The organism is Massilia sp. H6, from assembly GCF_024802625.1.
Lineage (GTDB): Bacteria > Pseudomonadota > Gammaproteobacteria > Burkholderiales > Burkholderiaceae_D > Telluria.
This window is the reverse complement of sequence record NZ_CP103371.1, coordinates 2,305,426-2,331,671: the sequence shown is the minus strand read 5'-3', so window position 1 is coordinate 2,331,671 and position 26,246 is coordinate 2,305,426. Positions and strand designations below refer to the sequence as shown.

The 26,246-nt window shown below is 64.7% G+C and carries 23 protein-coding genes; 8 read left to right on the top strand and 15 right to left on the bottom strand.

Going from position 1 to position 26,246, the window contains the following annotated elements; translation table 11 throughout:
• Nucleotides 1-41: 41 nt before the first annotated feature.
• The 4 genes from NRS07_RS10435 to NRS07_RS10420 are packed head-to-tail and all read right to left on the bottom strand — an operon-like array spanning nucleotide 42 to nucleotide 2,106.
• Nucleotides 42-860 carry a sulfite exporter TauE/SafE family protein gene (locus NRS07_RS10435; RefSeq protein ID WP_259206099.1) on the bottom strand — a complete coding sequence of 273 codons (819 nt, stop codon included), beginning with the start codon at nucleotides 858-860 and terminating at the stop codon, nucleotides 42-44.
• Between the two features lie 15 nt (nucleotides 861-875).
• Complete coding sequence (locus tag NRS07_RS10430) at nucleotides 876-1,313, bottom strand: YeeE/YedE family protein (RefSeq protein WP_259206098.1); 438 nt, start codon at nucleotides 1,311-1,313, stop codon at nucleotides 876-878.
• 11 nt (nucleotides 1,314-1,324) lie between these two features.
• Nucleotides 1,325-1,756, bottom strand: coding sequence for a YeeE/YedE family protein (locus tag NRS07_RS10425; protein ID WP_259206097.1), 432 nt, complete (start codon nucleotides 1,754-1,756; stop codon nucleotides 1,325-1,327).
• Complete coding sequence (locus NRS07_RS10420; protein ID WP_259206093.1) at nucleotides 1,753-2,106, bottom strand: helix-turn-helix transcriptional regulator; 354 nt, start codon at nucleotides 2,104-2,106, stop codon at nucleotides 1,753-1,755. Before NRS07_RS10420 ends, NRS07_RS10425 begins: the two co-directional genes overlap by 4 nt.
• 202 nt (nucleotides 2,107-2,308) lie before the next feature.
• Here NRS07_RS10420 and NRS07_RS10415 point away from each other — a divergent pair, with 202 nt between their 5' ends.
• The 4 genes from NRS07_RS10415 to NRS07_RS10400 all read left to right on the top strand — a co-directional run bounded on the left by NRS07_RS10415 (nucleotide 2,309) and on the right by NRS07_RS10400 (nucleotide 6,454).
• The gene (locus tag NRS07_RS10415) at nucleotides 2,309-2,725 is read left to right on the top strand and encodes a TIGR01244 family sulfur transferase (RefSeq protein WP_259206091.1); all 417 of its coding nucleotides are present in this window, start codon (nucleotides 2,309-2,311) and stop codon (nucleotides 2,723-2,725) included.
• Between the two features lie 136 nt (nucleotides 2,726-2,861).
• Complete coding sequence (locus NRS07_RS10410; protein WP_259206082.1) at nucleotides 2,862-3,368, top strand: dihydrofolate reductase; 507 nt, start codon at nucleotides 2,862-2,864, stop codon at nucleotides 3,366-3,368.
• Nucleotides 3,369-4,007, top strand: coding sequence for a DUF4337 domain-containing protein (locus NRS07_RS10405; RefSeq protein WP_259206081.1), 639 nt, complete (start codon nucleotides 3,369-3,371; stop codon nucleotides 4,005-4,007).
• Between the two features lie 185 nt (nucleotides 4,008-4,192).
• Nucleotides 4,193-6,454, top strand: a complete 2,262-nt coding sequence (locus NRS07_RS10400; RefSeq protein WP_259206080.1) for an arginine/lysine/ornithine decarboxylase — start codon at nucleotides 4,193-4,195, stop codon at nucleotides 6,452-6,454.
• Between the two features lie 79 nt (nucleotides 6,455-6,533).
• Here NRS07_RS10400 and dcd read toward each other — a convergent pair whose 3' ends face one another.
• From dcd to NRS07_RS10345, 11 genes are all read right to left on the bottom strand, one after another.
• Nucleotides 6,534-7,100 (bottom strand): dCTP deaminase, encoded by a 567-nt coding sequence (gene dcd, locus NRS07_RS10395; RefSeq protein WP_259206078.1) that lies wholly within the window; start codon nucleotides 7,098-7,100, stop codon nucleotides 6,534-6,536.
• A gap of 37 nt (nucleotides 7,101-7,137) precedes the next feature.
• Nucleotides 7,138-7,974, bottom strand: a complete 837-nt coding sequence (locus NRS07_RS10390) for an alpha/beta fold hydrolase (RefSeq protein WP_259206076.1) — start codon at nucleotides 7,972-7,974, stop codon at nucleotides 7,138-7,140.
• A 95-nt stretch (nucleotides 7,975-8,069) separates the two neighbouring features.
• Nucleotides 8,070-10,424, bottom strand: a complete 2,355-nt coding sequence (locus NRS07_RS10385; protein ID WP_259206075.1) for a DNA internalization-related competence protein ComEC/Rec2 — start codon at nucleotides 10,422-10,424, stop codon at nucleotides 8,070-8,072.
• Nucleotides 10,397-11,635 (bottom strand): T6SS immunity protein Tli4 family protein, encoded by a 1,239-nt coding sequence (locus NRS07_RS10380; protein WP_259206072.1) that lies wholly within the window; start codon nucleotides 11,633-11,635, stop codon nucleotides 10,397-10,399. The genes NRS07_RS10385 and NRS07_RS10380 overlap by 28 nt, the downstream gene beginning before the upstream one ends.
• Nucleotides 11,628-13,205, bottom strand: a complete 1,578-nt coding sequence (locus NRS07_RS10375) for a T6SS immunity protein Tli4 family protein (protein ID WP_259206059.1) — start codon at nucleotides 13,203-13,205, stop codon at nucleotides 11,628-11,630. The genes NRS07_RS10380 and NRS07_RS10375 overlap by 8 nt, the downstream gene beginning before the upstream one ends.
• A gap of 119 nt (nucleotides 13,206-13,324) precedes the next feature.
• Complete coding sequence (locus NRS07_RS10370) at nucleotides 13,325-15,031, bottom strand: triacylglycerol lipase (RefSeq protein WP_259206056.1); 1,707 nt, start codon at nucleotides 15,029-15,031, stop codon at nucleotides 13,325-13,327.
• Complete coding sequence (locus NRS07_RS10365; protein WP_259206054.1) at nucleotides 15,028-17,856, bottom strand: type VI secretion system Vgr family protein; 2,829 nt, start codon at nucleotides 17,854-17,856, stop codon at nucleotides 15,028-15,030. Before NRS07_RS10365 ends, NRS07_RS10370 begins: the two co-directional genes overlap by 4 nt.
• Nucleotides 17,857-17,995: 139 nt before the next feature.
• Complete coding sequence (locus NRS07_RS10360) at nucleotides 17,996-18,811, bottom strand: TatD family hydrolase (RefSeq protein WP_259206051.1); 816 nt, start codon at nucleotides 18,809-18,811, stop codon at nucleotides 17,996-17,998.
• 2 nt (nucleotides 18,812-18,813) lie between these two features.
• Nucleotides 18,814-19,515 carry a lipoprotein-releasing ABC transporter ATP-binding protein LolD gene (gene lolD / locus NRS07_RS10355; protein ID WP_259206050.1) on the bottom strand — a complete coding sequence of 234 codons (702 nt, stop codon included), beginning with the start codon at nucleotides 19,513-19,515 and terminating at the stop codon, nucleotides 18,814-18,816.
• Nucleotides 19,508-20,773 (bottom strand): lipoprotein-releasing ABC transporter permease subunit, encoded by a 1,266-nt coding sequence (locus NRS07_RS10350; protein ID WP_259206049.1) that lies wholly within the window; start codon nucleotides 20,771-20,773, stop codon nucleotides 19,508-19,510. The genes lolD and NRS07_RS10350 overlap by 8 nt, the downstream gene beginning before the upstream one ends.
• A 72-nt stretch (nucleotides 20,774-20,845) precedes the next feature.
• Complete coding sequence (locus NRS07_RS10345; protein WP_259206042.1) at nucleotides 20,846-22,120, bottom strand: lipoprotein-releasing ABC transporter permease subunit; 1,275 nt, start codon at nucleotides 22,118-22,120, stop codon at nucleotides 20,846-20,848.
• A gap of 136 nt (nucleotides 22,121-22,256) precedes the next feature.
• Between NRS07_RS10345 and NRS07_RS10340 the strand changes: the two genes are divergently transcribed.
• The 4 genes from NRS07_RS10340 to NRS07_RS10325 all read left to right on the top strand — a co-directional run bounded on the left by NRS07_RS10340 (nucleotide 22,257) and on the right by NRS07_RS10325 (nucleotide 26,234).
• Entirely contained in the window at nucleotides 22,257-23,288 is a 1,032-nt protein-coding gene (locus NRS07_RS10340) for a hypothetical protein (protein ID WP_259206039.1), read from the top strand.
• A gap of 41 nt (nucleotides 23,289-23,329) precedes the next feature.
• Nucleotides 23,330-25,024 (top strand): single-stranded-DNA-specific exonuclease RecJ, encoded by a 1,695-nt coding sequence (recJ, locus tag NRS07_RS10335; protein ID WP_259206036.1) that lies wholly within the window; start codon nucleotides 23,330-23,332, stop codon nucleotides 25,022-25,024.
• 89 nt (nucleotides 25,025-25,113) lie between these two features.
• Entirely contained in the window at nucleotides 25,114-25,551 is a 438-nt protein-coding gene (locus NRS07_RS10330; RefSeq protein WP_259206024.1) for an MbcA/ParS/Xre antitoxin family protein, read from the top strand.
• Nucleotides 25,551-26,234: an RES family NAD+ phosphorylase gene (locus NRS07_RS10325; protein WP_373889872.1), complete on the top strand. Its 684-nt coding sequence runs from the start codon at nucleotides 25,551-25,553 to the stop codon at nucleotides 26,232-26,234. The genes NRS07_RS10330 and NRS07_RS10325 overlap by 1 nt, the downstream gene beginning before the upstream one ends.
• Nucleotides 26,235-26,246 lie beyond the last annotated feature (12 nt).

The window sequence follows — 26,246 nt, the reverse complement described above, 5'->3', positions numbered from 1 at the left end:
GTTCTCCTTGAAATTCGATGAGCGCACTCTGGCGGCTCGGATTATCGATACAGCACCTTGGCGATCATGCCCACTGCCACCAGCGCCGAGACGGCGGCAAAGCCAATTTGCAACTGCGGGCCGGCCAGCCGGTCCGATACGACGCGCCCGCCCAGCATGCCGGCCAGTGCCCCCGCGGCAAACGGCATGGCCACCGACCAGGTCATCGAACCGGCAAACGCGCTTGAAGCAACGCCGGTCACCGACACCAGGGCGATTACCGCCAGCGAGGTCGCCACGGTGGACTTCATATCCAGATTGGTGTAGCGCTGCAGCGCAGGCACCATCACGAAGCCGCCGCCGACACCGAGCAGGCCCGAGAGCAGGCCGGCGAGCGTGCCCGACAGCGCCAGCGAACGGGCACAGCGCGCGTTCCACGAGAACCGCCCGGTTTCGCTGTCGAGCATGCATGGCTTGGTGCGGCCGTCGGTGGCGTCCTCACGCTCTGCTGGCTTGCTGTTTGCGCGCCGGTAGGTTTTAAAGGCCACGAACAACAGGACCAGCGCGAACAGTACGCTCAGCCAGCGGTTGTCGATACGGTGCGCCAGCCATAAACCGACCGGCGCGAGCAGCATGCCGGTCACCGAAATCAGCACCGCGGCCCGATAGCGTACGGTTCCGGCTTTCAAGCCCAGAACGGCGCCGAGCGCCGCGGCCATGCCAACGGCCAGCAGGCCGATCGGACCGGCCTGGGCCACCCCCATCTGCATGCCGAACACCAGCAGCGGCACGGCGAGGATGCCGCCGCCGGCACCGGTGAGCGCCAGCACCACGCCGACCACCAGGCCCAGCCCTGCACTGATCAGCATGGCGTCACCCATGCCCGGATGCTGCGCTTACGCACGCTGCTCGCCGGTCGCCCTGGGCAGGCGCTCGAGCAGTTCGAAGATCGCCATTCCGGCCAGCAGTGCGGCGGTGAAGATCAGCGGTTTTTCGCCACCGCCGACCAGGGACACTAGCGCCGGCCCCGGGCAGTAGCCCGCCAGACCCCAGCCCACCCCGAAACTCAAGCCGCCCACAACCAGCCGGCGATCGATGTTGGTGGCGGTCGGCAAGCGCATCGGTTCGCCGAGCAGCGACTTGTTGCGCCCGGCAGCGACACGAAAGGCAAGCACGCCGACCAGGATTGCGCCGCCCATCACCAGTGCCAGCGACGGATCCCAGTTGCCGGCCAGGTCGAGGAAATTCAGGACTTTCGCCGGGTCGGCCATACCCGAGATCAGCAGCCCGATACCAAAAACGAGCCCGACGATCAATGCCATAAAGATTTGCATGAGGTTTCTCCTTAAGCCATCAAGTGGCGCACAACGTACACGGTGACAAAGCCGGCCAGCATGAAGCTCACCGTGGCAACCAGCGATCGGGGCGAGCCCCGCGACAGCCCGCACACGCCGTGGCCGCTGGTGCAGCCGGACCCGTAGCGCGTGCCCAGCCCGACCAGCAAGCCGGCGATGATCAGGGTTCCGGTTCCGGCCTCGATCCGGGCCTCTGGCAACGTAGCAAATAGCCCGTACACCAAAGGCGCGCCGAGCAATCCGGCCAGGAAGGCGACGCGCCAGCCGAGCTCGCCCTGCTTGGGGCGCAACAGGCCGCCGAGCACGCCGCTGATGCCGGCGATCCTGCCGTTAAACAAAATAAACAGCGCTGCCGCCAGACCGATCAGCAAGCCGCCAAACAGCGAGGCCCACGGCGTAAATTCACTCCAGTTGATCATCATGATGTGTTTTCCTTTATCGTTTTACAGTACAGCTCGTACAAGACTTCCATGACCGCCATCGCTTCGCTGCTTGCCATGCTGTAATAGATCTGCTTACCCTCGCGCCGCGTATGCACCAACTTCTCTTCGCGCAGCACACCGAGCTGCTGCGATAGCGTCGGCTGGCGTATGCCGCTCAAGGCTTCAAGTTCGCCGACACGAAACTCTCCTTGCGTCAACTGGCACAGCAACAGCAGGCGGTCGGGATTGCCCAGCGCCTTGAGCAGGCCGCAGGCCTGCTCCGCAGCGCGGCGCATCGATTCGATATCGATGCCGTCAAAGGGACACAGACCCACTTCTTGATCCTTCATCGCACCTCCATCGAAGAAAATATCTTTCAATAGTATATCGCATCAATAACTATTAACAAGTATATTGTATTGCTAGCCAGCGACACCATTTGCTGACGCACGTTACCATCGTAGCAACTAATGAGCTTTCTCGAACTTTCTCGATCGGTATGGCCGCCCGGAAAGTACAGTAACAACGAATAATGACCACCCAGGAGAACCCATGCAAACCAAACAGCTCAGCCCCGACCTCGCGGTCTCGCAGCAACTGCAACTCGAGGACATTCCTGCCCTGGCGCGGGACGGTGTTCTTTCGATTATCTGCAACAGGCCGGACGAAGAAGGCCCGGACCATCCGTCGTTCAGCCAGATCGAGCAGGAAGCGGCGCGCTTCGGCATGACAGCGCGCTATCTGCCTGCAGCACCGGACAACATCACCGACGCCCACGTCGCCGAATTCGGGCAACTGATGGACGAATTGCCCAAGCCGATAGTCGGGTATTGCCGCACCGGGCGGCGCTCGACGTCGATGTGGGCACTGTCGCGTGCGGGCAAGCAGTCGCCAGCCGAACTGCTCGAGGCGGCCTCGCAGGCCGGCTACGACCTTGGCGCACTGGCGCCGCGCCTCGAGAAAAACTAGCGGGCCAGCCTTACAGGGCGCTTGACATTTTGCTTGCAAAATGACAATATTTGACACCCAAAATTTCAACGCCTGCCCGACCGGCGACTACCATGCGCAGCGACGCTAACGAACCTTGCATTTCTCTGTTGGACCGATGAGCGCGCCGTCGAAACCGCACCTGACCCTGGTGGTGGCAATCGATGCCCAGCGTGGCATCGGCGTCGACAACCAGCTGCCGTGGCATCTGCCCGAAGACCTGGCGCATTTCAAACGCGTCACGCTGGGCAAGCCGATCATCATGGGCCGCAAGACCTTCGATTCGATCGGCCGCCCGCTGCCCAAGCGTCGCAACATCGTCATTACGCGCAACCCGGCCTGGGCGCACGAAGGCGTGGAGACGGCGGCCTCGCTGCACGAGGCGATTGCGCTGTTGCAGGGCGAACCGGCCAGCATCATCGGCGGCGCCCAGGTGTTTGCCGAAGCGATGGCGCTGGCAGACGCCATGATCGTGACCGAGATCGCGCATAGCTTTCGCTGCGACACTTTTTTTCCGCCGATCGATGCGGCCGTCTGGCACGAGAGCGCACGCGAGACCCATTTTGCCGAACAAGCCGGCCACGGCTACGCCTTCGTCACTTACCAACGCAAGGAGCCGCGCTAAATGACGCAACAGGCTATCCGCACCCCGGGCACCCGGGGCGGCGACGGTTTCGCGGGCAAGGTGGCCGTGCTCATCGCAATCCTGGCGACCCTCGGCACGATGTTCGGCTTCATCGGCAGCGCTTCGCACAACAATGCGGCGCTTTACAAGAGCAACGCGGCGATCGAGAAAACCAGCGCCGCCAATGCCTGGGCCCACTACCAGGCCAAGTCGAGCCGCCAGCACCTGGCCGAACTGGCGTCCAAGCTGCCGGGCCTGAACGCGGCCCACTACCAGGACGAAATCCGCCGCTATGGCGTCGAAAAAGACGCCATCCGCAAGGAAGCGGAAGGCCTCGAGGCCGCGTCAAGCAGGTGGAACCGGCTGTCTGAAACCGAACTGCATCGCCATCGCCAGTGGGCCGCGGCTTCGGTGGCGCAGCAAATCGCGATCTCGCTGGCGGCCATTACCCTACTGTCGCGCCGCACCTGGCTGCTGACCCTGACCTGTGCGGTCGCCGCCTTTGGCATTACCTTGGCGATTTTCGCCATGATCAAGGCCGATCCGGTGCCCTTCTCGGTGGTACCCGTGCTGGCCGCGCTGGGCGCGGCGGGCCTGACCGAAGTGTTCCGGCGCCTCGGACGCAGGCTGGCCGTTTGAACCGGCCCGTGGTGTGCGCCAGCATTTGGGCGCAGCCGGTAGTCTAGTCGGCAATCTTGCAAAAATAATCGCACCGGTGTCGCGATTTCTGCGAAAATCCGTTTCCTCTTTTTTCCGGTGCCGTGGCCGGCGGATCGACCCAGCCGGGCCGGCCGCTTCCACGGCGCTTCGCTTTGGAGCTGTCCATGAAATTTCGTTTTCCCATCATCATCATCGACGAGGATTTCCGTTCCGAGAATACCTCGGGTCTCGGCATCCGCGCACTGGCCGCCGCGATGGAGCAGGAAGGCATGGAAGTACTCGGCCTGACCAGCTATGGCGACCTGTCCCAGTTCGCCCAGCAGCAGTCGCGTGCCTCGGCCTTTGTGCTGTCGATCGACGACGAGGAATTCGGCAGCGGCTCGATTGAAGAAACCGATACGGCGCTGACCCGCCTGCGCGCGTTTGTAAAGGAAATCCGCCACAAGAACTCGGACATTCCGATCTACATCTATGGCGAGACCCGCACCAGCCGCCACATCCCGAACGATGTCCTGAAGGAGCTGCACGGCTTCATCCACATGTTCGAGGACACCCCGGAATTCGTCGCGCGCCACATCATCCGCGAAGCCAAGTCTTACCTGGACGGGCTGGCGCCGCCATTCTTCCGCGCGCTGGTGAACTACGCCTACGATGGCTCCTACTCGTGGCACTGCCCGGGACACTCGGGCGGCGTGGCCTTCCTGAAGTCGCCGGTCGGCCAGATGTTCCACCAGTTCTTCGGCGAGAACATGCTGCGCGCGGACGTGTGCAACGCGGTGGAGGAACTTGGCCAGCTGCTGGACCATACCGGGCCGGTCGCCAAGTCCGAGCGCAACGCCGCGCGCATCTACGGCGCCGACCACTGCTACTTCGTCACCAACGGCACCTCGACCTCGAACAAGATGGTCTGGCATTCCACGGTTGCGCCAGGCGACATCGTCGTGGTCGACCGCAACTGCCACAAATCGATCCTGCACTCGATCATCATGTGCGGTGCGATCCCCGTATTCCTGATGCCGACCCGGAACAACCTGGGCATCATCGGCCCGATTCCGCTGGAAGAATTCACCGCCGAATCGATTGCGCGCAAGATCGAAGCCAATCCGTTCGCGCGCGAAGCCGTCAACAAGAAGCCGCGCATCCTGACCATCACCCAGTCGACCTATGACGGCGTGGTGTACAACGTCGAAACCCTGCGCGAAATGCTCGATGGGAAAATTGACACGCTGCACTTCGACGAAGCCTGGCTGCCGCACGCCACCTTCCACGACTTCTACAAGAACATGCACGCGATCGGCCGCGACCGCCCGCGCGCCAAGGAGTCCATGATCTTCTCGACCCAGTCCACCCACAAGCTGCTGGCCGGCCTGTCGCAGGCCTCGCAGGTGCTGGTGCGCGAGTCGCAATCGGTCAAGCTCGACCAGGATGCCTTCAACGAGGCCTACCTGATGCACACCTCGACCTCGCCGCAGTATTCGATCATCGCCTCGTGCGACGTTGCCGCGGCCATGATGGAAGCGCCGGGCGGCACCGCGCTGGTCGAAGAATCGATCCTGGAAGCACTCGACTTCCGCCGCGCCATGAAGAAAGTCGATGCCGAATTCGGCGACGACTGGTGGTTCAAGGTGTGGGGCCCGGACGTACTGTCCGACGAAGGCATCGGCGAGCAGAAGGACTGGATGATCCATGCCGACGACGACTGGCACGGCTTCGGTCCGCTGGCCGAGGGCTTCAACATGCTTGACCCGATCAAGGCCACCGTGGTCACCCCGGGCCTGAGCCTGGACGGCAAGTTCGGCGAGACCGGCATCCCGGCCTCGATCGTGACCAAATACCTGGCCGAGCATGGCGTGATCATCGAGAAATGCGGCCTGTACTCGTTCTTCATCATGTTCACCATCGGCATTACCAAGGGCCGCTGGAACACCCTGGTGACGGCGCTGCAGCAGTTCAAGGACGATTACGACCGCAACCAGCCGATGTGGCGCGCGATGCCGCAGTTTGCCGCGGCCAACCCGCGCTACGAAACCCGCGGCCTGCGCGACCTGTGCACCGAGATCCACCTGATCTACAAGCAGCACGACGTGGCGCGCCTGACCACCGTGATGTATACCTCGGACATGGTGCCGGCCATGAAGCCGTCGGACGCTTTTGCCAAGATGGCGCACCGCCAGATCGAGCGCGTAGCGATCGACGAGCTCGAAGGCCGCGTCACTGCCATCCTGCTCACGCCCTACCCGCCGGGCATTCCGCTGCTGATCCCGGGCGAACGCTTCAACCGCACCATCGTCGACTACCTGCGCTTTGCGCGCGACTTCAACGAGCGCTTCCCGGGCTTCGAAACCGACGTGCACGGCCTGGTCAAGCGCGAGGTCGATGGCAAGCGAGGGTACTTTGTCGATTGCGTCAAGATGGACGCCGTGTAGAAAAACCAAAAGGGGCCGCGGCCCCTTTTTTCTTGCGTGCCCGGTAACAGCCGGGCAGGCCGGTTGTTACTGAATCGAATCAGGTCTTGGGCAGTGTGACGCCGCTCTGTCCCTGGTACTTGCCACCCCGGTCCTTGTACGAGGTCTCGCAGACTTCGTCGGATTCGAAGAACAGCACCTGGGCGCAGCCCTCGCCCGCATAGATCTTGGCCGGGAGCGGCGTGGTATTGGAAAACTCGAGCGTGACATAGCCTTCCCATTCCGGTTCGAACGGGGTGACGTTGACGATGATGCCGCAGCGCGCATAGGTCGACTTGCCCAGGCAGATCGTGAGCACGTTGCGCGGGATGCGGAAGTATTCGATGGTGCGCGCCAGCGCGAACGAGTTCGGCGGGATGATGCAGACATCGCTCTTGACGTCCACGAAAGAATTCGAATCGAAATTCTTCGGATCGACAATGGTGCTGTTGATGTTAGTAAAAATCTTGAATTCGTCGGCGCAGCGGATGTCGTAGCCGTACGAAGAAGTGCCAAACGAGATGATCTTGCGGCCGTCCTGCTCGCGCACCTGCTGCGGCTCGAACGGTTCGATCATGCCGGTCGATTCCGCCATGCGGCGGATCCATTTGTCGCTTTTGATAGCCATTGTCGAAATTCCAAGAAATCAATCCCGCGATTTTACGCTAATTGACCGAGTCCGGCACAGCGCCACTGGCTGCCCTTCCCGGAGAAGACAACAGGCACTCGATCATGTCGTGCGTGAGGCGCGCGGTGGTTTCGGGTTTTTCCAGCGGATACAGGTGGCCGCCCTCGATCATCACCAGCTTGTCGCCCACCAGCTTGCGCGTAGCATCGAGTCCGGCCTGGCGCAGTTCTTCCGACATGGTGCCGGCGATAAAGCCGATCGGCAATGGATAGGGTTCGCGCAAAATCGTGCCCAAATGATGCGGCAGGGTATTGTAGATCTGGGTTTCAATGGCCCGGTCGAACCGCAACTGCACGCCCTCCGGATGCGCGACCAGGCCGTGATCGAGATAATCGTCGAGCGCGCCCGGGGCCCAGGCCTGGAACATCGGTTTGGCGTAAAAATGCTGGTAGGCGGCGGCGCGGTCGGGCCAGACTGTGCGCCGGCGCGCGGAGAACTTCGCCGGCGAAAAGCGCGACCCCATGCCCCGGCTCTTGACCAGGCGCCACATGAAGGCGCGCCAGCCGGCCACCACCGGCGAATCGAGCATCACCACGCAGCGCGCCAGTTCTGGCCGCTGCTTGGCCGCCATCATGCTCAGCATGCCCCCCAGCGAATGGCCGACCAGGATCGGCGGGTTGTCATAGCCCTCCAGTTGATGGATGAGTTCGTCCACCAGTGCGTGCCAGCCATCGGTCACCGGGTAGCGTGGATCGTGCCCGTACATGTCATGGGAGCGCACCTCGTAGTGCGTGCCCAGGGCCTGGAACAGGCGGTTGTAGGTGCCGGCGGGATAGCTGTTCCCGTGAGAGAAATGCAGCAGGGGTTTGCTCATGGACGCGCAGTGGCTTGATTGACAACCGGTCCATTGTAGTCAAAGACATCGTGGCGCGGACCCGAATTAGAAGGAAACGCCTATAGTAGTCGCCCCTAGCGGCCATGCCAGTAGCGCCGATGGCTCAGGCGATAAGCCGACAACCCGATGGACTGGCCAAAGCCGATGGTGACGGCGCCAGCTTCGTCGGTGCGAAGGCTGCCAATTCCCAGTGCCTGGTAGCGCGCGAGCACGGCGGGCTTCGGATGGCGGTAGCGATTGCGGTAGCCGACCTGGAAAATGACGACCGTCGGTTTCACAGCCGCCAGGAAGCCGACCGTCGACGAGGTGCCGCTTCCATGGTGCGGGGCCAGCAGCACGTCGGCGCGCAGGGCCCCGGGCGCCTGCGCCACCAGCTGCGCTTCCTGCGCCGCTTCGATGTCTCCCGCCAGCAGGATGGCCCGTCCACCACTACTGACCCGCAGTACGCAGCTGCGCCCGTTTGCCTTCAGGCCCGCATTCGCATACGACTCCGGCGCCGGCCCGAGCATGTCAAAGCGCACACCGTCCCAGTTCCAAGCCTGGCCCGCCGCGCAACGTGTATGGCTGCGCGCCGCCCGCACCACCGCATGAGCCGGGGCGAGCGAAGAGCGCACCTGCGCCACCGGCACCCCTGCCAGCAGCGCGCGGGCGCCGCCGGCATGGTCGGTGTCGCTGTGCGACACCACCAGCGCATCGAGCTTGCCGATGCCGCGCCCGCGCAGGTAAGGCAGCAGGATGCGCCCGGCGGCGTCGGATCCTGGCGCATACTGCGGACCAGCGTCGTACAGCAACCGGTGCCGGTGCGTCTCGACCAGCAGTGCCATGCCTTGGCCAACGTCGAAGGCGGTAACCGTGAAGCTGCCATCCTCGGGTGCGCTGGGCAGCTGGGTCAGCATCGGCAGCCAGGCGGTCAACCCCGCCCACCGGTGCGGCCAGCCGCGCGGTGCCAGCATCCACGCGGTACCGGCCAGCGCCAGGGCCAGCCCCCATGGCTGCGGCGCCGGTGCGCTCCCGGCCGCGTACGGCCGCGCCGCCAGCCAGGCCAGGCCCTCGGCCAGCAGCGCGACCAGTGCATGCGCCAGGCCGAGCACCCAAGCCGCCAGCGGGGCCGGCAGCAGCGCGCCGGCCAGCGCAAGCGGCGTGACCAACAGGCTAACGACTGGAATCGCCACCGCGTTGGCCAGTGGGCTGACGATCGAGACCTGCGAAAACAGCATCAGCGTGAGCGGCACCAGTCCGACCGTGATCGCGTATTGCGTCTGCACCGCCGTGCGCAGCGTACGGCGCCAGCCAGTGGCAAAATCGACCCGACCGAGGTTTGCATACAGGATCACGGCGACCGCCCCGAACGAAAGCCAGAATCCCGCGCTGAGCACGGCCCAGGGATCGATGATCACCACCACCCCAAGCGCCAGGCACAGCACCTGCGACAGCGTGACGACGCGCCCGCACCAGAGCGCCAGCGCGCCGGCAGCGAGCATGTAGAGGGTGCGCTGGGCCGGCACCCCGAAACCGGCCAGCAGGACATACAGCAGCGCGGTCAGCGCGCCGGCCACGGCGGCGGCCTTTTGCGCCGGCAGCAGCAGCGGCAGCGCGGCGCCTTCGACGAAGAAGGAACGCCGCCACAGGGCCGACATCGCCCACGCCGCCAGGCCAGCGAGCATGGTCACGTGCAGGCCGGAGATCGACACCAGGTGACTGATGCCGGTGCGATTGAAGACGTCCCAGTCAGGCTGGTCGATGCCGCGCTGGTCGCCTATCACCAGGGCGACGATCACGCCGGCGTAAGGCTTGCCTTCGAGCTGAGCAAGGATATGGCGGCGCAGCGCCGCACGGGCGCGCTCGACGGCATGGCCCACGCCCGGGACGAAGGCAGCCAGGCGCTGGTTGCCGCTGCCGGCGGGACGCACATAGCCGGTGGCGCGCACGCCCTGCTCCAGCAGCCAGCCTTCGTAGTCGAAGCCGTGCGGGTTGGCGTTGCCGTGCGGACGCTGCAGGCGCACTACCAGCTGCCAGCGCTCGCCCGGCGCGACTGTCAGCGCATTGGCCTGCCCCGTGATGCGCCCATACCACGACAGCGCAACGCGGGCCGGGACCGTCGCGCCTGGCTCTAGCACCTGCTCGACACGAAAGTTAAAGCGGGTGCCACCCTCGAACTCATGCGGCAGGCTGTCGACCGTACCAATGATGGCAAGGTCCCTGCCTTCGAGCTCGCGCGGCAGCGCTTCGGCCAGTGCCAGCGTCGCACTGAGCGCCGCCCACGCGGCGCCGAGCAGCGCGCTGGCAAGCAGGGTCGCCGCGCGGCGCTTGAACGCGCACAAGAGCAGCGCAATGACGGCCGCGCCGAAGATCGTCGGCGGCGCGGGCAGCGCGGCGAGCGTCTGGAGCCAGGCTACGCCGCTCAGAAACGCGAGGATCGCACAGCGCATTGCGACGCGCCGCTCCCGGCACGACCTGCGACGGCGAGCGCAAGCCTGGGTGAAGCGGCCTGCGCCCGCCCGGCCTGCGTGCGGTTTGCACTACCGTCAAGGCGCAGCCGGACGCCGGGCACGAGTTTTTCCCACAGCCCGTAAGCCAGGTCCCGCGAAAGTGGGAGCCGTCCGGGATCTTGCGGGCTGCCTCCGGTGAACATCGTCAGGGCGACATGGGGGGCCAGCTCCTTGTCCTTGCTACCGCTGCTCTCCCACCAGAAGTTGTAAAAACTGGCAGTGCCTTCCTGGGCATAATTTTCTACCAGCTCTGCGCCGGCAAACCCACCAATACTACGCAGGCGAGCCGACTGGACTGACACGCGCTCGCCCGTATCTGACGCCATGCGCGCGTTAGGCCCTGTGCTGCGCGTGAGCAGTGCCGCCCGATCCGCACCTGTTGCGCGTGAATGTATCAGTGTGAACGCGATCTCGAGACGCTCGCCCATCCAGGCCGTCATTATCAGGTCCTCGTCCCGGCCGGGCGCCTGCGGACCGCGTAGGTAAGCCTTGTCCATGCAAAAGCCCGGCTCGAACGGAATGATGTTCCTTGGATTGGGAACCAGCGCTGCGATCACCCTCGATAGCCGGCCAACTGCTTCCGACTCGGACAAGCCGGCTGTCAAGTCCGCGCTCAGGTCGATGCTGACGCCATTGCCATGCACCAGCGCTTCGATACTGAGCAATTCCTGGCCAGGGCTCCGGCGCAGGCGCTGTGCGGTCGCGCCGCCGGCCGACTGGCTGGTGACGAAGCGTCGGCCGTGCAGAAAGATCTGTCCTGCGATGCCGTGCGCGTTCTTTACCGCCCTGACCAATCCAGGATTGCTGGCCTTGGGCGGCCCTGCCGCTGTGCGCATCAGCGCTGCCTGGCGCTCGTCGAGGCGCGCCTTGAACTGCGCGAACGTCTCCTCGGTGGTGGCAAGCTTGACCCCAGCGTAGCGTGCTTGCGAGAACTCGTGCCTGGCCCCTTCGGGCAGGTCGAACAGCAACCTGCCGACGCATACGGGCTTCATCTGCCCCGTCATTTGCGCGACCCGGCGCTCGAGCTGGATCGCTTCGACCGATCGGGTGACGACGGCGATGACGAATCCCACGACAAGCACAGCGGCAAGCCAGAGCAAGGTCCGGTCGCGGAGCAAGCGCGGCGAGTTCACCGGCGCTTTCTCAGCCATGGCGCGGTCCAGGGCCAGAGTCGACGTTGTCTTGCGCGCCGTGCGCCAGCCGCACGAGTTGCCAGGCACTGCGCCGATGGATGATTTCCGGGTGCGCGGATCCGCGCAAGCTTAATGGCGCGCGAAAAGTTGCTGGCGGCAGCAAGCTGCCAGCGGCAAACCAGCGGGTTCCGTCGAGTGCGTGGCTGTCGTCGCATCGCCACCATCCGGACGCCGGACAGGGCGTGCCGGTTTTCGCCTCGCTACCGATAAGGGTCTGCGCCACGCCATGCAGCGGCGCTGCTGCAGGCGCATTGTCGGCTTCCGATAGTGTCGTGGCGTGGGCCAGCATAGAAGATGGGGGGACACGCGCGGTAGCGCGCTTGTCGGCGAGCTTCCACAAGCTTGGACTACTGCTTTCGAAACTCGGTTGCACGCCCCGCAGACGCTCCCACAATGTCTGGGCAGGAAGCAGCAGCGCCTGCGGCATTTGCTGCCCGCCCCGCAGATATTGTCGTTGTCCGCCCAGGACACCGATACCGCTCCCGCCATCGCAGCATTGCCACCATCCGGTATGCGGGCAAGCCTCGCCTGAAAATGCTGTCGTTCCCAAAGGGGTCGTGACCGGCTCCGCGATGGCTGCCTGGACGTCTTGCGTCGGTCTGAGCCGAATACTGTTAGCAATACGCTCCCATAATTCGAACAACGCCCCCTCCGACAGGGTCGACTGCACCGGTTTGCCGCCGGTAACCGGATTCGTGCCAGAGTCGAGTTCGAGCGTTAACAGCGGAGCGTAAATATCTTTTTGCTTGCCAGGCATTTCCCATTGAAATGAATAGCCTGTAGTGAGATTCGGTTCACGGACCCGCAAGACCAGTTCCTCGCCCTCCAGGCCGTTTATCGCGCGTGCTGCCTGACGCAAGGTAGAGAACGCAAGCCGCATGAGCATCGGTTCCCGTTCAGAGGCTCGTGTGTTGCGTTCCAATAGACCGGGAGCGGCACTCGTGCCGGACATGGAAGAAAACACAATATTGACATCAGAATGTCCTGGCAGGCCGGCAAAGAGTACGACGCCCTCAGTGCCCAGATGGTCGTAGGGGTCTTTCACGAACGCGCGGTCAAAACAGAATCCAGGTTGCCGCGGAATCTGCATCTCTTCGAGTGGCATGAGCTGTGCCAACAGGCGTTCAAGATCACCTACCTCGTCCGGATCGATCCAGTCGACATTGGCGGTTATGCTCACGCCCGGCAGCCGCAGCAAGCTTCGGACGCTGACGGTTTCGCTCATCGTCATGCGGTCTCCTTCGGGGACCTTGGTGCGCTGGCGGTTATGAACGAGCAGCTTCCCGTGCGCCTTTCCGATGATCAACTCTTTGCTGGATTCGAGGCTGGGGCGGCCATCCCGGTTTGGCAGTTCTTTCAGCTCCGCTTCGGCAAGGCGAAGCCGTGCCGCAAATTGCTCGTCCGTCTCATCGGCCGTGGTCGAAATCTCGTAACCGCCAGCGTAACCGCGACCGATACTGACCCTGGCATCGGCAGGAAGATCGATCAGGAACCGCCCTACGCATACCGTTTTCATCTTGTCGGTCATCCGCGCCACCTTTTGCATGTCCTGGTCCGTCTGCACGGAATTGGCAAGTACCGAGGCAAGTGCCGTTGTCAGCGCCAGAATTCCTGCAAGCCACCGTATTCGCCGCCTGCAAGGCCACTTCATTGCACATCCTGCACAATCTTGACGATAAGGTGCCGAGTCAGCACGAGCATGTCTTGATCATCGAAGCTTTCCTGGTGCCGGAAACCGTCGGCAGAGAAGACTTGACGCACATGCGCTTGCGGACCTGCTCCCGACTGCACCGGCACGGTTTCATCGCCGGGCGCATCTTGCGGCCTGACCACGAACCGTAGCTTCAGTCCTCGATCGATCTCGACTTCGCGCGATCCGTCTTCTCGCACGGCGCTTAGCCGGCCCGAGCGTACGCTGCCCCGCGTCAGCGCAATCGGACTAAGCCGCGCCTCCCGTGCAATCCAGCAAATCTGGCCATAGGTTTTGAGCGACCTGTCCGCCCCGTGGAACGAATACGAATTCTTGTGGTAATACGGGGTCGCCCCATCTGTGCTACCGCTTCTGACAGTCAGTATCTGGGTGTGGAATCGCTCTGCCTGATCGATTGAATTGAGGATCGCTTGTCGGACCCCGCCCTTGGCTTTGCCGTACTTGCCGGCAGGGTCGGCAAGCGAAGGGTCGATCATGCGATACCATGACTGCATGTCACGATAGAAGTCATACGGATTACCGTCAGGAAGCGACACCAGGTCGCGAATTTCATCATTCTTGTTGACTGTTCGTACGGTTTTGATCGACAGCCAGGGCGCCGGATACAGATGATTCGGCAACAACTGTAGAACGCCGCTGGACAAGGCCATGACCGGCGTCGTTTCAGCACTCGTGACGCCAGCGATCTCGGCAAATTTGCTTGCCTTGATATTGTCGGTGAGTCCATTCGTGAAATGTCCCCCTTCTGTGCCGCATGCGATGCGGCGATAGGCGACAGGCGCACCCAATGCCGGCATCACCCCATGAACAATGCCGGCGATATCCGGCGCACTCCCATCTCCTGGGGGGCTGAGCCGGGCACACGCGCGTGCGACCAGCCCCCCCATGGAGTGCGTCACCAGGATGACCTGGCGACACTCATGCTTACGATCGATCCAGAACTTCTTTATCCTGTCGATGCGATGACGAAGCTGCACGGCTGACATTTCGCACGACTCCAGCCAGTTGTAACCGAAGGCATAGACCGGGTATTGATAGCCGGCGTATTTTTCGAGTTCGCGTTCCGTGACGCGTTCTACATTGCGCACACCCCAGCGCGCCGGATCAAACTGCATCACCTGGCGCCATGATGGCCGCACTTCATACACGCCTTGTGGCGAGCGCCAATAGGTTTTATCGAGATGGCGCTGCAAGCCACTGAGAAGCTTGCCGTACGACGCGGCATGCACTTCTCCCCATCCTCGCTCGCGCATCACGGAGTCATCGAGCGCGCAGGCAGGGTAGTCGAGGTCGCCATCGTCGTCGACCTCGAGAATGCCTAGGTCGAGAATCCGTTGCCGTTGCGCCGGATTGCGACTCGACCATTTACGCGCTTCCATGTACCCATCAAGCGCACCGTTGGGCGGACGCCAGGCTGCCTCGCCCGGCTTCAGTTCGGCATTCTTGCCGGGTTGGCTATCGCGGCGGACTCGTAGGTTCGATCCCATGATTCCCGGAACAAAAATTACTGGGATCACCTTGCGCGAGCCCACCGTCATGCGCGCCCGCACCTTGAACGAGGTTGGCGTCGCAACCGTGTGCGCCACCAGGCTGCCATCGGGGTCGACCCGCGGCTGGTGGATGGGACGCGTCGGCTCGCTCATGCCGCGCCTGCGGCCGGCGGATCGGTCTCGTCGTCGGGCAACAGACGTAGTTCGATGTCGCCCATGGCATACGTGTGCAGGACGTCGGTGCGACCTTCTTCGTCGGTCACGCCTTCTATCGTGGTGCCGTCTTCATGGCGCGCAACGTAGCGCCGGCCCTTGGCGGGCATGCCGGTCTGGCGATCGAGGACGATGATACGTTCGTCGGTCTCGAGTTCGGTGGTAGGCAGGTGCAGCCCGACCGGGGTGCTGCCGGCACCGGCCAGGTGTTCGATGGTCGCGGCCTTGACCACGTGGCGGGTCGACTGGTGGGTGATGGTGCCGGCGTCCCAGTTGGTCTGCGTGCCTTGCGACACCACCTTGACGCTCGGTGCTTCGAGTTCGATGCCGCCGGCCGCGATCAGGCTGATGCGGCCGGCTGACTTGATCTCGATGTCGCCCTGGTGGGTCTGGACCACGACGTTGCCGCGCCCTGCGATCAGGCGCAGGCCAAGTTCGTAGGCGAACACGCTGACCGCGCGCGCAGCCCGCAGGAACAGGCTGCGGCCGGCCGCCAGTTCGGTGTCGCCGGCCGAGATCACGTCGATCTTTTGCTGGGCGCCGAGGGCGATGCTGTCTTCGCTGCCGAGGATGATCCCAGCCGGACCGGTGGCCGCCACCAGCGCGGCGCCGCCACCGCCACTGGCGGGCGCCACGTTCGATCCGGCGTGCCAGCGCCGCAACTTGTCATTCAGTTCGGCCAGCCGCGGTTTGGCCTGCTCGTCTTCGCCATGCTCGCTGGCCAGCCGGCTCAGTTCGTCGAGTACACCTTGCATGAGCTCACCGATGCCGACCAGGCCCTCGCGCTCCATTTGCCCGGCCGCTTCGTTGTCTGTACCGCCGGCGCTGATCAAGACCCCCTTGCCGCCGCGCAGGGCCAGCGCTTCGTCGCTGCGCAGCTCGGCGCCCTCGCCGCGCGCGCCGGCCTGGCCATTGGTGCGCGCTTGCGCCAGCCAGCCGAGATTCAAGCTCGATGTCCCGTGTTCGCTGGCCAGCTGCACGCCGATCTCACCGGGGGTATCGTCGAACATCAGCTGGCCGGCACGCCCGCCGCCGATCTCGCGGCTGCGCAATCCCGACAGATAGCGGTTGCCCGGCAATTCGCCCTCGCCACCGAGCGCGGGTGCTTGCGCACGCTGGTTGAACAATTGCGACATGATCACGGGACGATCGGGGTCGCCGCCCAGGAAGGCCACCAGCACCTCGGTGCCAACCCGCGGCAATCCCAGCGCGCCGCATTGCTGGCGGCTGCCGGGCCCGTTGCCGGCCCAGCTCGAGGACACCCGCACCCATGCCGAATCGGCCGGCGTGTCAGATGCACCGGCGCCGTGCGCGTGTTTGTGATCGGTCGTGCGCATGCCGGGAAACCGGATCTTGACCCGCCCCAGCGCGTCGCAGTGCACTTCTTCGCCGGGTGGGCCGGTGACGATCGCGCTTTGCAGCTGCGGGTGCGGCAGGTCGATGCGCGGATCGAAGGCCGGCGCCAGCGCGATGCCACGCCGCACCGCGTCGAAGCGCATGCGTACCCGCACGCCGTCACCGGCCACTGGATGCTCGTTGGGCGCGAGCATGGCGCGCTCCGGGCCATACGGCCCCATCAAGCGGCGCACCCGGCGCGAGAGGTCGGCCGGAAGGTTATTCTCGGCTTCCATCCAGAGCGCGGTAACCACGAAATCGCGTTCGGCTTCGGGATGGGTGTCGATTTCGGGGTGGCCCGACAAGCTGAAGTATTCGCCCGCGCACAGGTCGCGCACGCTGCCTTCGCCATGGAAGCACTTGGTGTCGAATTCGTGGCGGTTCATGCGTAGTTGCCCGAGACGCCAGTGGTCTTCGACATCGTTGCCGGCATGCGGAATCTCGACCAGGTAGTCGTCGAGCGTCGCCGCCAGCGCATTGCCGCTGCGGCCCTGGTCGGCCATGCCGCGCGCCGTGGTGGTCATGAACTGGGTGCCCAGGGGGTTGCGGTAGTCCCAGCTGTGGCGGGTGATGCTTCCCGGTTGCAGGCGCCGCGCGGCGCACCACGAGACCACTGTGTCGCGCTGCTCGGTGGCGTCGTCGCGGTGGTAACGCACGCTGCCGGCGGCGCTGCGCGGAAGCGAAGCGCTATTTGAGAACAGCACCAGCGTATGCACCGGGGTGTCGTCGGCGTCGTGCTCGGCAGCGCTGGCGCGGGCGCGTCCCGGACGGAAGGTCCAGGCGATGCCGCGCCGCTTGAGCAGGCGCCGGACGAACGCGGCGTCGGATTCGTTGTATTGCATGGTCTGTTCGCGCGGGGGAAACTGGCGCATGTCGAACAGCGGGTCGAGCTCGTAGTCGAAGGCGCTGGCCATGACGCTGTTGGACTGGCGCCATTCGTCGAACAGCACCTGCACGATCTCGAGTTCGTTCTGGTAGCGAAACACACGGCTATTGGTGCGCTTTTCCATGATGGCCAGCGCGTCGCGCAGCACCAGCTGGTAGACCGCCAGGCCGCCATCGTGGTCGCCCGCGCGCGCCTCGGCGACGATGCCGCAAATGCTGCGCAGCTGGCCGCGGTCGGTCACCAGCTGGAGTTCGGCGGGCAGCGCGATGAGTTCCTTGAGCGGTAGCCGTGGCGTATCGGCCACGCAGGTGATGACGTAGTCGAACCCGCCGCAGACCGATTCGTGTCCCTGCACCCGCTGCGGCAGCAGCAGGTCTTGGGAGAGATGGTCTGCGTGGCCAAGGCGCAGGCGGATCGGACGGTGGGCGGTGGTCAGCGATTTCTCGTGCCTGAGCATCCGCAAAAATTCGCTCGCGCTGTCCAAGTCCGCCTCCCGCATTCGTGGCTGCGATCGCAGCGAAGAATGCATAGTGGCAGAACGGCTCGAGCGCGGCCTTGCGGCCCATCATTAGCGAAAACGAACTTCGCGCAGAAGCGACGGTCGGCCTCGATCGGCCGCCAGCTTAGTCGTCCACCTGGCCGCCCAGGCAGGCTGCCAGACGCGGGATCGCGGCCAGCGCATTGCGATGGACGGCGGCCCGGACTTCGTCTACGCTGATCCCGCGCAGTTCGGCCAGGGCGGCGCCGATGCGCGGCAGCTGGTCGGGGGTATTGCGGCCGGGGTGGATCCAGCTTGGGGCAATGTCTGGCGAATCGGTCTCCAGCACGATCGCGTCCAGCGGCAGTTGCGCGGCCAGGCGCCGGATCTGGAGCGCCCGGGTAAACGTCATGGCGCCGCCGAAGCCCAGGTGCAGGCCCAGGTCGATAAAGGTTTGCGCCTGCTGGAAGCTGCCATTGAAGGCATGGGCGATGCCGCCCGGCGGGCGGATCTGGCGCAGGTGCTTGAGCACCTGGTCTTGCGAGCGCCGTACATGCGTCATCACGGGCAGCTCGAAGTCGCGCGCGATACGCAACTGCGCGCGAAAGAAATGCTCCTGCTTGGTGCGCATGTCCGGCTCGCACAGCAGCGGAATGAAATAATCGAGCCCGATTTCGCCGATGCCGACAAAGTTGGGGTCATGCAGCGCCGCCGCCACCGCGCCGCGCAGAACCTCGAGATCCTGGTCCTGGGCCTGGGGCACGCAGATCGGGTGGATGCCGAGCGCATAGACCACGTTCGGCGCCTGCGCCGCCAGCGCGGCCACCGCGCCGAAATTGCCGCGCTCGACCGCCATTGCCATGATCACCGACACCCCTGCCCGCGCCGCCTGCGCCGCGACCTCAAGCGACTGCGCGCCAAATTCCGGGGCATCGAGGTGGCAGTGGGTGTCGATCCACATGGTCAGCTTTCGGCCGGCTGCAATCCGTGCTCGGTTAGGCGCAGCACGCGGTCGCAGCGGCGCGCCAGTTCCATGTCGTGGGTGACGATGACAAAGGCCGTGCCGAGGGTGCGCGAGAGCTCCAGCATCAGGTCGAAGATCGCCTGGGCCGTGCTGTGGTCGAGGTTGCCGGTCGGTTCGTCGGCCAGCACGCAGGCCGGTTGCGTCACCAGCGCACGCGCCAGTGCGACCCGCTGGCGCTCGCCGCCGGACAGTTCGCCCGGCCGGTGCACCACGCGCTTGCCCAGGCCAACGCGCTCCAGGATCGCGCTCGCCTGGCGCTGCGCCGATGCGCGATCTTCGCGGCGTATCATCAGCGGCATCATGACGTTGTCGAGTGCCGAAAATTCGGGCAGCAAGTGGTGGAACTGATAGACGAAGCCGAGCGAAGAATTGCGCAGCTCGCCACGCCGTGTCTCGGACAAGGTGGCGAAGTCTTCGCCCAGCAGTGTAACCGCGCCGCTCGACGGTGTATCGAGCCCGCCCAGCAGGTGCAACAGGGTCGACTTGCCCGAGCCCGAGGCCCCGACGATCGCCACGCGCTCGCCGCGGTAAATGGCGAAGTCGATGGCGTCCAGGACCTTGACCGTGTAGTCGCCCTGGACAAAGGTTTTACCCAGGCCGCGGCAGGACAGCACCGGTGCCAGGTCGCGTGGTTCATTCATAGCGCAGCGCCTCCGCCGGTTTCACCCGCGATGCCGACCAGCTCGGATAGATGGTCGCCGCGAACGCCAGTAGCACCGAAATGCCGCCGATCTTGAAAACGTCCGGCCAGCGCAGGTCGGACGGCACGGCACTGATCAGGTAGATATCTTTCGACAAGAACTGCACTCCCAACAAATGTTCAATAAACGGGACGATGGTATCGATGTTCAGGGCGACCAGCACGCCGCCGCCGACCCCCAGCAGCGTGCCGAGAACGCCCACCAGGGCGCCCTGCACCATGAAGATCTTCATGACCGAGCGCGGCGAGGCGCCCAGGGTACGCAAGATGGCGATGTCGGCCTGCTTGTCGGTCACGGTCATCACCAGGGTCGACACCAGGTTGAAGGCGGCCACCGCGATGATCAAGGTAAGGATGATGAACATCATCTTCTTTTCGGTCTGTACGGCAGCGAACCAGTTGGCGTTGAGCTTGGACCAGTCGCGCATTTCCAGGTCGCCCGGCATGCTTTTCTTTAGTTGCGCGGCCACGATCGGCGCCTCGTGCATGTCCGCCACCCGCAGCCGCAGGCCCATCGGCGCATCCAGGCGCTCCATGCGCTGGGCATCCTCGATATGAATGAAGGAAAGCGCGGCGTCGAACTCGAAATGGCCGGCTTCGAAAATGCCGGCGACGGTAAAGCTGCGGCTGCGCGGCAGCAGGCCGGCCGGTGTGACCTGGCCTTTCGCCAGCAGCATGGTGACCTTGTCGCCGATGCCGACGTTGAGCGAGCGCGCCAGCGCATAGCCCAGCACGATATTGAACGAGCCCGGCGCCAGCTGCTGCAGGCTGCCGGCCTTGACCTGGGTGGCGATGCTGGACACCTGCTGCTCCTGGCCGGGCAGGATGCCGCGGATGACCGACGGACGCATCACGCCCACGCCCACCAGCATGCCCTGGGTTTCCACAAAGGGCGCGGCGCCGCGCACCGCTGGATTGCGCGCGGCAGCCGTGGCCGCTTCGCGCCAGTCCGGCATGCTGCCACGGTTGTCGAACACTTCGATATGCGCCAGCACCGACAGCATGCGGTCGGTCACCTCTTTTTGAAAACCGTTCATTACCGACAGCACGATGATCAGCGCAGCCACGCCGAGCGCAATGCCGGATACGGAAATGAGGGAAATGAATGAAATGAAGCCGTTACGGCCGCTGCGCTTGCCGCCGCGCGTATAGCGCAGGCCGACCAGCCATTCGTAGGGCAGTTTCTGGGTGATGCTCATGGTGTACGGCCTTGTTTTTCAGGGCCGCAGTGTGCCATACAAGGCGTGCTGGCGACAGGGGCGGTGACGCGGTTATTCATAGCGTAGCGCCTCTGCCGGTTTCACGCGCGAAGCCGACCAGCTCGGGTAAAGCGTCGCCAGGAAGGCCAGCAGTACCGCTACCCCACCGATCCAGCCGACGTCGGCCCAGCGCAGCTCGGACGGAATCTCGCTGATCAGGTACACCTCCTGCGACAAGAATTGCACCTGGAAGCTGCGTTCGATGAAAGGCACGATGATATCGATGTTGAGCGCGACCAGCACACCCAGCCCGACGCCCAGCAGTGCGCCGAGCACGCCAACCAGGGTGCCCTGCACCATGAAGATGGTCATGACCGAGCGCGGCGAGGCCCCCAGCGTGCGCAGGATCGCGATGTCCGACTGCTTGTCGCGCACCGTCATGACCAGCGTCGACACCAGGTTGAACGCCGCTACCGCGACGATCATGGTCAGGATGATGAACATCATGCGCTTTTGCGACTGCACGGCCGCGAACCACATCGCATTGACCTTCGACCAGTCGCGGATGAACAGCTCGCCCGACATGCTCGCCTGCAGCTGGGCCGCAACCGCGGGCGCGCGCTGCATGTCGGCCAGGCGCAGGCGCAATCCGGACGGGGCGCTCAAGCCCGCCAGCTCGCTGGCATCGTCGATATGGGCAAAGGCGAGCGTCGAATCGAATTCGAAATGACCCGCCTCGAAGATGCCCGCCACGGTCAAGGGCCGGGTGCGCGGCATGGTGCCTGCGCCGACTCCCTGGCCATCGGCAGCCGATGACATCAGGAGCGTGATGCGCTCACCCACGCCGACATCCAGCGAAGTTGCCAGGGCGCGCCCGATGATGATGTTGTAAGAGCCCGGCGCAATCACGTCGAAGCGGCCTTCGCGCATGTGCTCCGGCACATCCGAGACGCTCGCCTCCTGGCCCGGGTCAACCCCGCGCAGAAGCACCGGCTTCATCACGCCATCGCTGAGCAGCATGGCCTGGGTCTCGACGAAAGGCGCGGCGGCGCGTACTTCGGGATTGCGCAGCGCTTGCTGGCGCGACGCCTGCCACTGCGGCATCGCGCCGCTGGCGTCGAATACTTCCACATGGGCCAGCACCGAGAGCATGCGGGCGGTGACTTCTTTCTGAAAACCATTCATCACCGACAGCACGATGATCAGCGCGGCCGCGCCCAGCGCAATGCCCGCCACCGATGCCATCGAAATGAAGGAAATAAAGCTGTTGCGCCCGCTGCGCTTGCCCGCGCGGGTGTAACGCAGGCCGACCTGCCACTCGTAGGGCAGCTTGTGGGTGATGCTCATGAAATCCGGTTGTTGGTTTGCCAACCCGACAGTTTGCCAGACATCGGGCCATCATGTCGCAAAAACCTGTAGCAGCCCGCCCGCCAGGGCGGCACCGGTCCATTCGGTGGGCGCGCATATGCCGTAAAATGGCGGCATGTCCCAGATCACGCTCGTTGTTCCGCACCTGCTCCCGCTCCCCGAATTCGCGCCCGACCTGGTACGGGCCTTGACCACGCCCGCGCCGCAGACCCCGATGCTGGCCACGCTGCTGGCCCGCACCGTCGCCCACCGACGCCTTGCGACGGTGGATACCGCGCGCGCCTTGCCGCACGAGCAATGGCTGGCGCGCGCGCTCGGCCTGGCGCCCGATGGGCAGCCAGCCTTTGCCGCCGCCGCCATGCGCGGCTTCGGGCTCGACCCGGAACACGGCACCTGGTTCATTGTCAACCCGGCCCACGTCCAGATCGCCCGCAGCCATTCGATGATGGCCGACCTGCGCCAGCTCGACCTGGACGAGGACGAAAGCCGCGCGCTGTTCGAGACCGCGCGTGCCCTGTGCCAGGAGATCGACCGTCCGCTGCGCTACGGCGACGCCCAGACCTGGTTCCTGCGCGCCGACGACTGGGCGCATATCGACAGCGCTACCCCGGACACCGTGGCCGGCATGGACCTGACCGATTTCGTGCCGCGCGGCGCGCGCGCCCTGGCCTACCGCAAGCTGCAGAACGAAGTCCAGATGGCCTGGCACACCCATCCTGTGAACGCCGCGCGCGAAGCCAGGCGCCTGCCGGGCGTGAATGCCTTCTGGCTGTGGGGCGCGGCGCAAGACAAGGCGCCCATGAACGGCAAGATGGCCAGCATCGGCACGCCGGGCTGGATCGCGGCGCTGGCCGAGCGCCGCCTCGACTCGTTCGACCAGCTCGAGAGCGTGCTGGCGCAGGATGGCCTGCTGGTGGTGGGCCACCTGGCCGAGGCGGCGATTGCCGCCGACTGGGGCGTGTGGCTGCAGCACGTGCTAAACCTGGAAGACAAGCTGTTCGCCCCCTTGCACGCGGCGCTGATGCAGGGTCGCGTCACGCGCCTGCACCTGGTCGCGAGCAGCCGCGACGGCCTTGCCGAATTCACCACCACCGCCATGGCCCAGCGCAAATTCTGGTGCCGGCCGACCCTGGAACGCTTGATTTGAACGCCCCATCGCCTGGCTCCGGCATTGACCGCAGCCCTACCATGACCCGCATCACTACCCGCCCCTGTCCGCTGCGCACTTCCGAGATGCTGCGCCAGGGCGGCGTGCACCCGGTGCTCGCGCGCATCTATGCCGCGCGCGGCCTGCTCGACGTGCGCGAGCTCTCGAGCGAGCTGGCCGCTCTCATTCCACCGGGCGGCCTGCGCCACATCGACGCGGCCGCCAGCTTTTTGGCCGACGCCATCGCCGCCGGCAAGCGCATGACCATCGTCGCCGACTACGACTGCGACGGCGCCACCGCCTGCGCCACCGCACTGCGCGGCCTGCGCATGATGGGCGCGAACGTCGACTACATCGTGCCCGACCGGGTGGTGCACGGCTATGGCCTGACTCCCGAAATCGTCGATCTGGCGGCGCGCGAAAAGTCGCCCGACATCATCGTCACGGTCGACAACGGCATCGCCAGCGTCGAGGGCGTGATCGAAGCCAACCGGCGCGGCATCGACGTGGTGGTCACCGACCATCACCTGCCGGGCGACCTGCTGCCGCCGGCGCGCGTGATCGTCAACCCGAACCAACCCGAGTGCGGCTTCCCGAGCAAGCACCTGGCCGGCGTCGGCGTGGTGTTCTACGTGCTGCTGGCGCTGCGCGCCGAACTACGCCGGCGCGGCGTGTTCGATGCCCAGACCCAGCCGAAACTCGACAGCCTGCTCGACCTGGTGGCGCTGGGCACGGTGGCCGACGTGGTGCGGCTCGACGCCAACAACCGCATCCTGGTCGCACAGGGCATCAAGCGCATGCGCGCGGGGCGCATGCATCCGGGCGTGGCGGCGCTGTTTCGCGTGGCGGGGCGCGAAGGGCGCTCGGCGTCGCCGTTTGACCTGGGCTTTGCGCTCGGCCCGCGCCTGAACGCCGCCGGCCGGCTCGACGACATGTCGCTCGGTATCGAATGCCTGCTCACCGACGACCCGGGCCGCGCCTGGGCGATCGCGCAGCAGCTCAACGACATCAATCTCAAGCGGCGCGAGATCGAAGCCGACATGCAAGATACTGCGCTGCTCCACCTGGACAGCTTCGAACCGGCCAGCTCGAGCACCATCAGCGTGTTCGACGCGGGCTGGCACCAGGGCGTGATCGGCATCGTCGCCTCGCGCCTGAAAGAAAAGTTCTTCCGGCCGACCATCACTTTCGCGCCCGGCAACGAGGGCTGGATCAAGGGCTCGGGCCGCTCGATCCCGGGCTTTCACCTGCGCGACGCGCTCGACCTGGTGTCCAAACGCGTGCCGGGGCTGATCGACAAGTTCGGCGGGCACGCCATGGCGGCCGGCCTGAGCATCCGCGCCGAACACTTCGACACCTTTTCGCAGGCCTTCGAAGCGGTCGGCAGCGCCTGGCTGACCCAGGCCCAGCTCGAGCGCATCGTCGAGACCGACGGCCCGCTCGAAGACGAGTATTACTCGACCCAGTTCATCGAACAGCTCGATGCTCAGGTATGGGGCCAGGGCTTTGCACCACCGGTATTTTGCGACGAGTTCCGCGTGCTCAGCCAGCGCATCCTGAAGGAGCGGCACCTGAAGCTGCAGCTGGAAAAGAACGGCCGCCGTTACGACGCGATCTGGTTCGGGCATACCGCCAGCCTGGCCGATCGCGCGCGGGTGGCATTCCGGCTCGATGCGAACGAATACAACGGCGTCACCAAGGTCCAGCTACTGGTCGAGCACGCGGAATCGGCCTGACGCGGCGCGCTGGCAGGCGCACGCATGACGACTGCCGGTTGCAATTGATTTGGAATCGGAGTATAAAAGGTCCAATTACGGAGGACTTCATGAGCCTAGCCTACTGCTACCCCAAGAGCCGGTTCGAGACAGCGGTACTGGTCGACCTGAACTCGCGCCCCGAGCGCGAACGGCTGTCGCGCTCGGCACTCAAGGGCTTTTTCAAGCTCGCTGCCGCCTGGGGAGTACGCGACGACGACGCGCGCGAGCTGCTCGGCGGCCTGGCATCGTCCTCGTATTACGAATGGAAGAAGAACCCCGACCGGGTGCTCGAAGTCGACCGCATCACCCGCGTGTCCTACCTGCTTGGCATCTACAAGGCCTTGCATATCCTCTATGGCGACAAGCTCGCCGACGAATGGGTGCACCTTCCGAATACCAACCCTGTCTTCGCCGGCCGCACACCGCTGGCCTACATGCTCGGCGGCGGCCTGGTGGCCATGCAGACCGTGCGCAAATTGCTCGACGCACGCCGCGGAGGCCTCTGATCTTGCCGCCGCATAAGCTGACCCAGCTACGCCAGAACGATACCTGCCGCCTGATTCCATCGCGCTTTGCCGATGTCGAAGACTCCGTGCTGGCGCCACTGGCCGAGGACGACGCCATCCTGCGCGACCTGTTCGACCTCGACAACGCCACCAACGAACGCCTGCGCGGCGAATCCGGACTACTGCCCGGCATCGGAATGGACGAGCTGGTATTTGGCGTTCCGAACTTTCGCATCATCAATGCGGCCTATACCTATGCGCGTCCCGAAGGCAGCCGCTTCAATGACGGCGAGCGCGGCGCCTGGTACTGCGCGTTCGCAGCCGAGACGGCGCTGGCCGAAGTCATCTTCCACAAGACGGTCGAATACCACGAGATCGGACGGTTCGACGACAGTGTCAGTTACCAGTGCCTGCTGGCCGACTTCAGCGCGGGCTTTCACGACTTGCGCGATGCCGATACCTACCGTGCCTGCCTCGACCCGAACAGCTATATTGCTTCGCAAGCCCTGGCCAACCGCCTGCTCGACGGCGGCTCGATGGGCATCATCTACCCGAGCGTGCGCCATCCGGGTGGCACCAACCTGGCGTGCTTTCGCCCGGCATTGGTGGGCAATGTACGCAAGGCGCAGACCTATCGGTTAACATGGACGGGTACACCGCAACCGGCGGTCCAGATTACCTGACAAAGCAAGAAC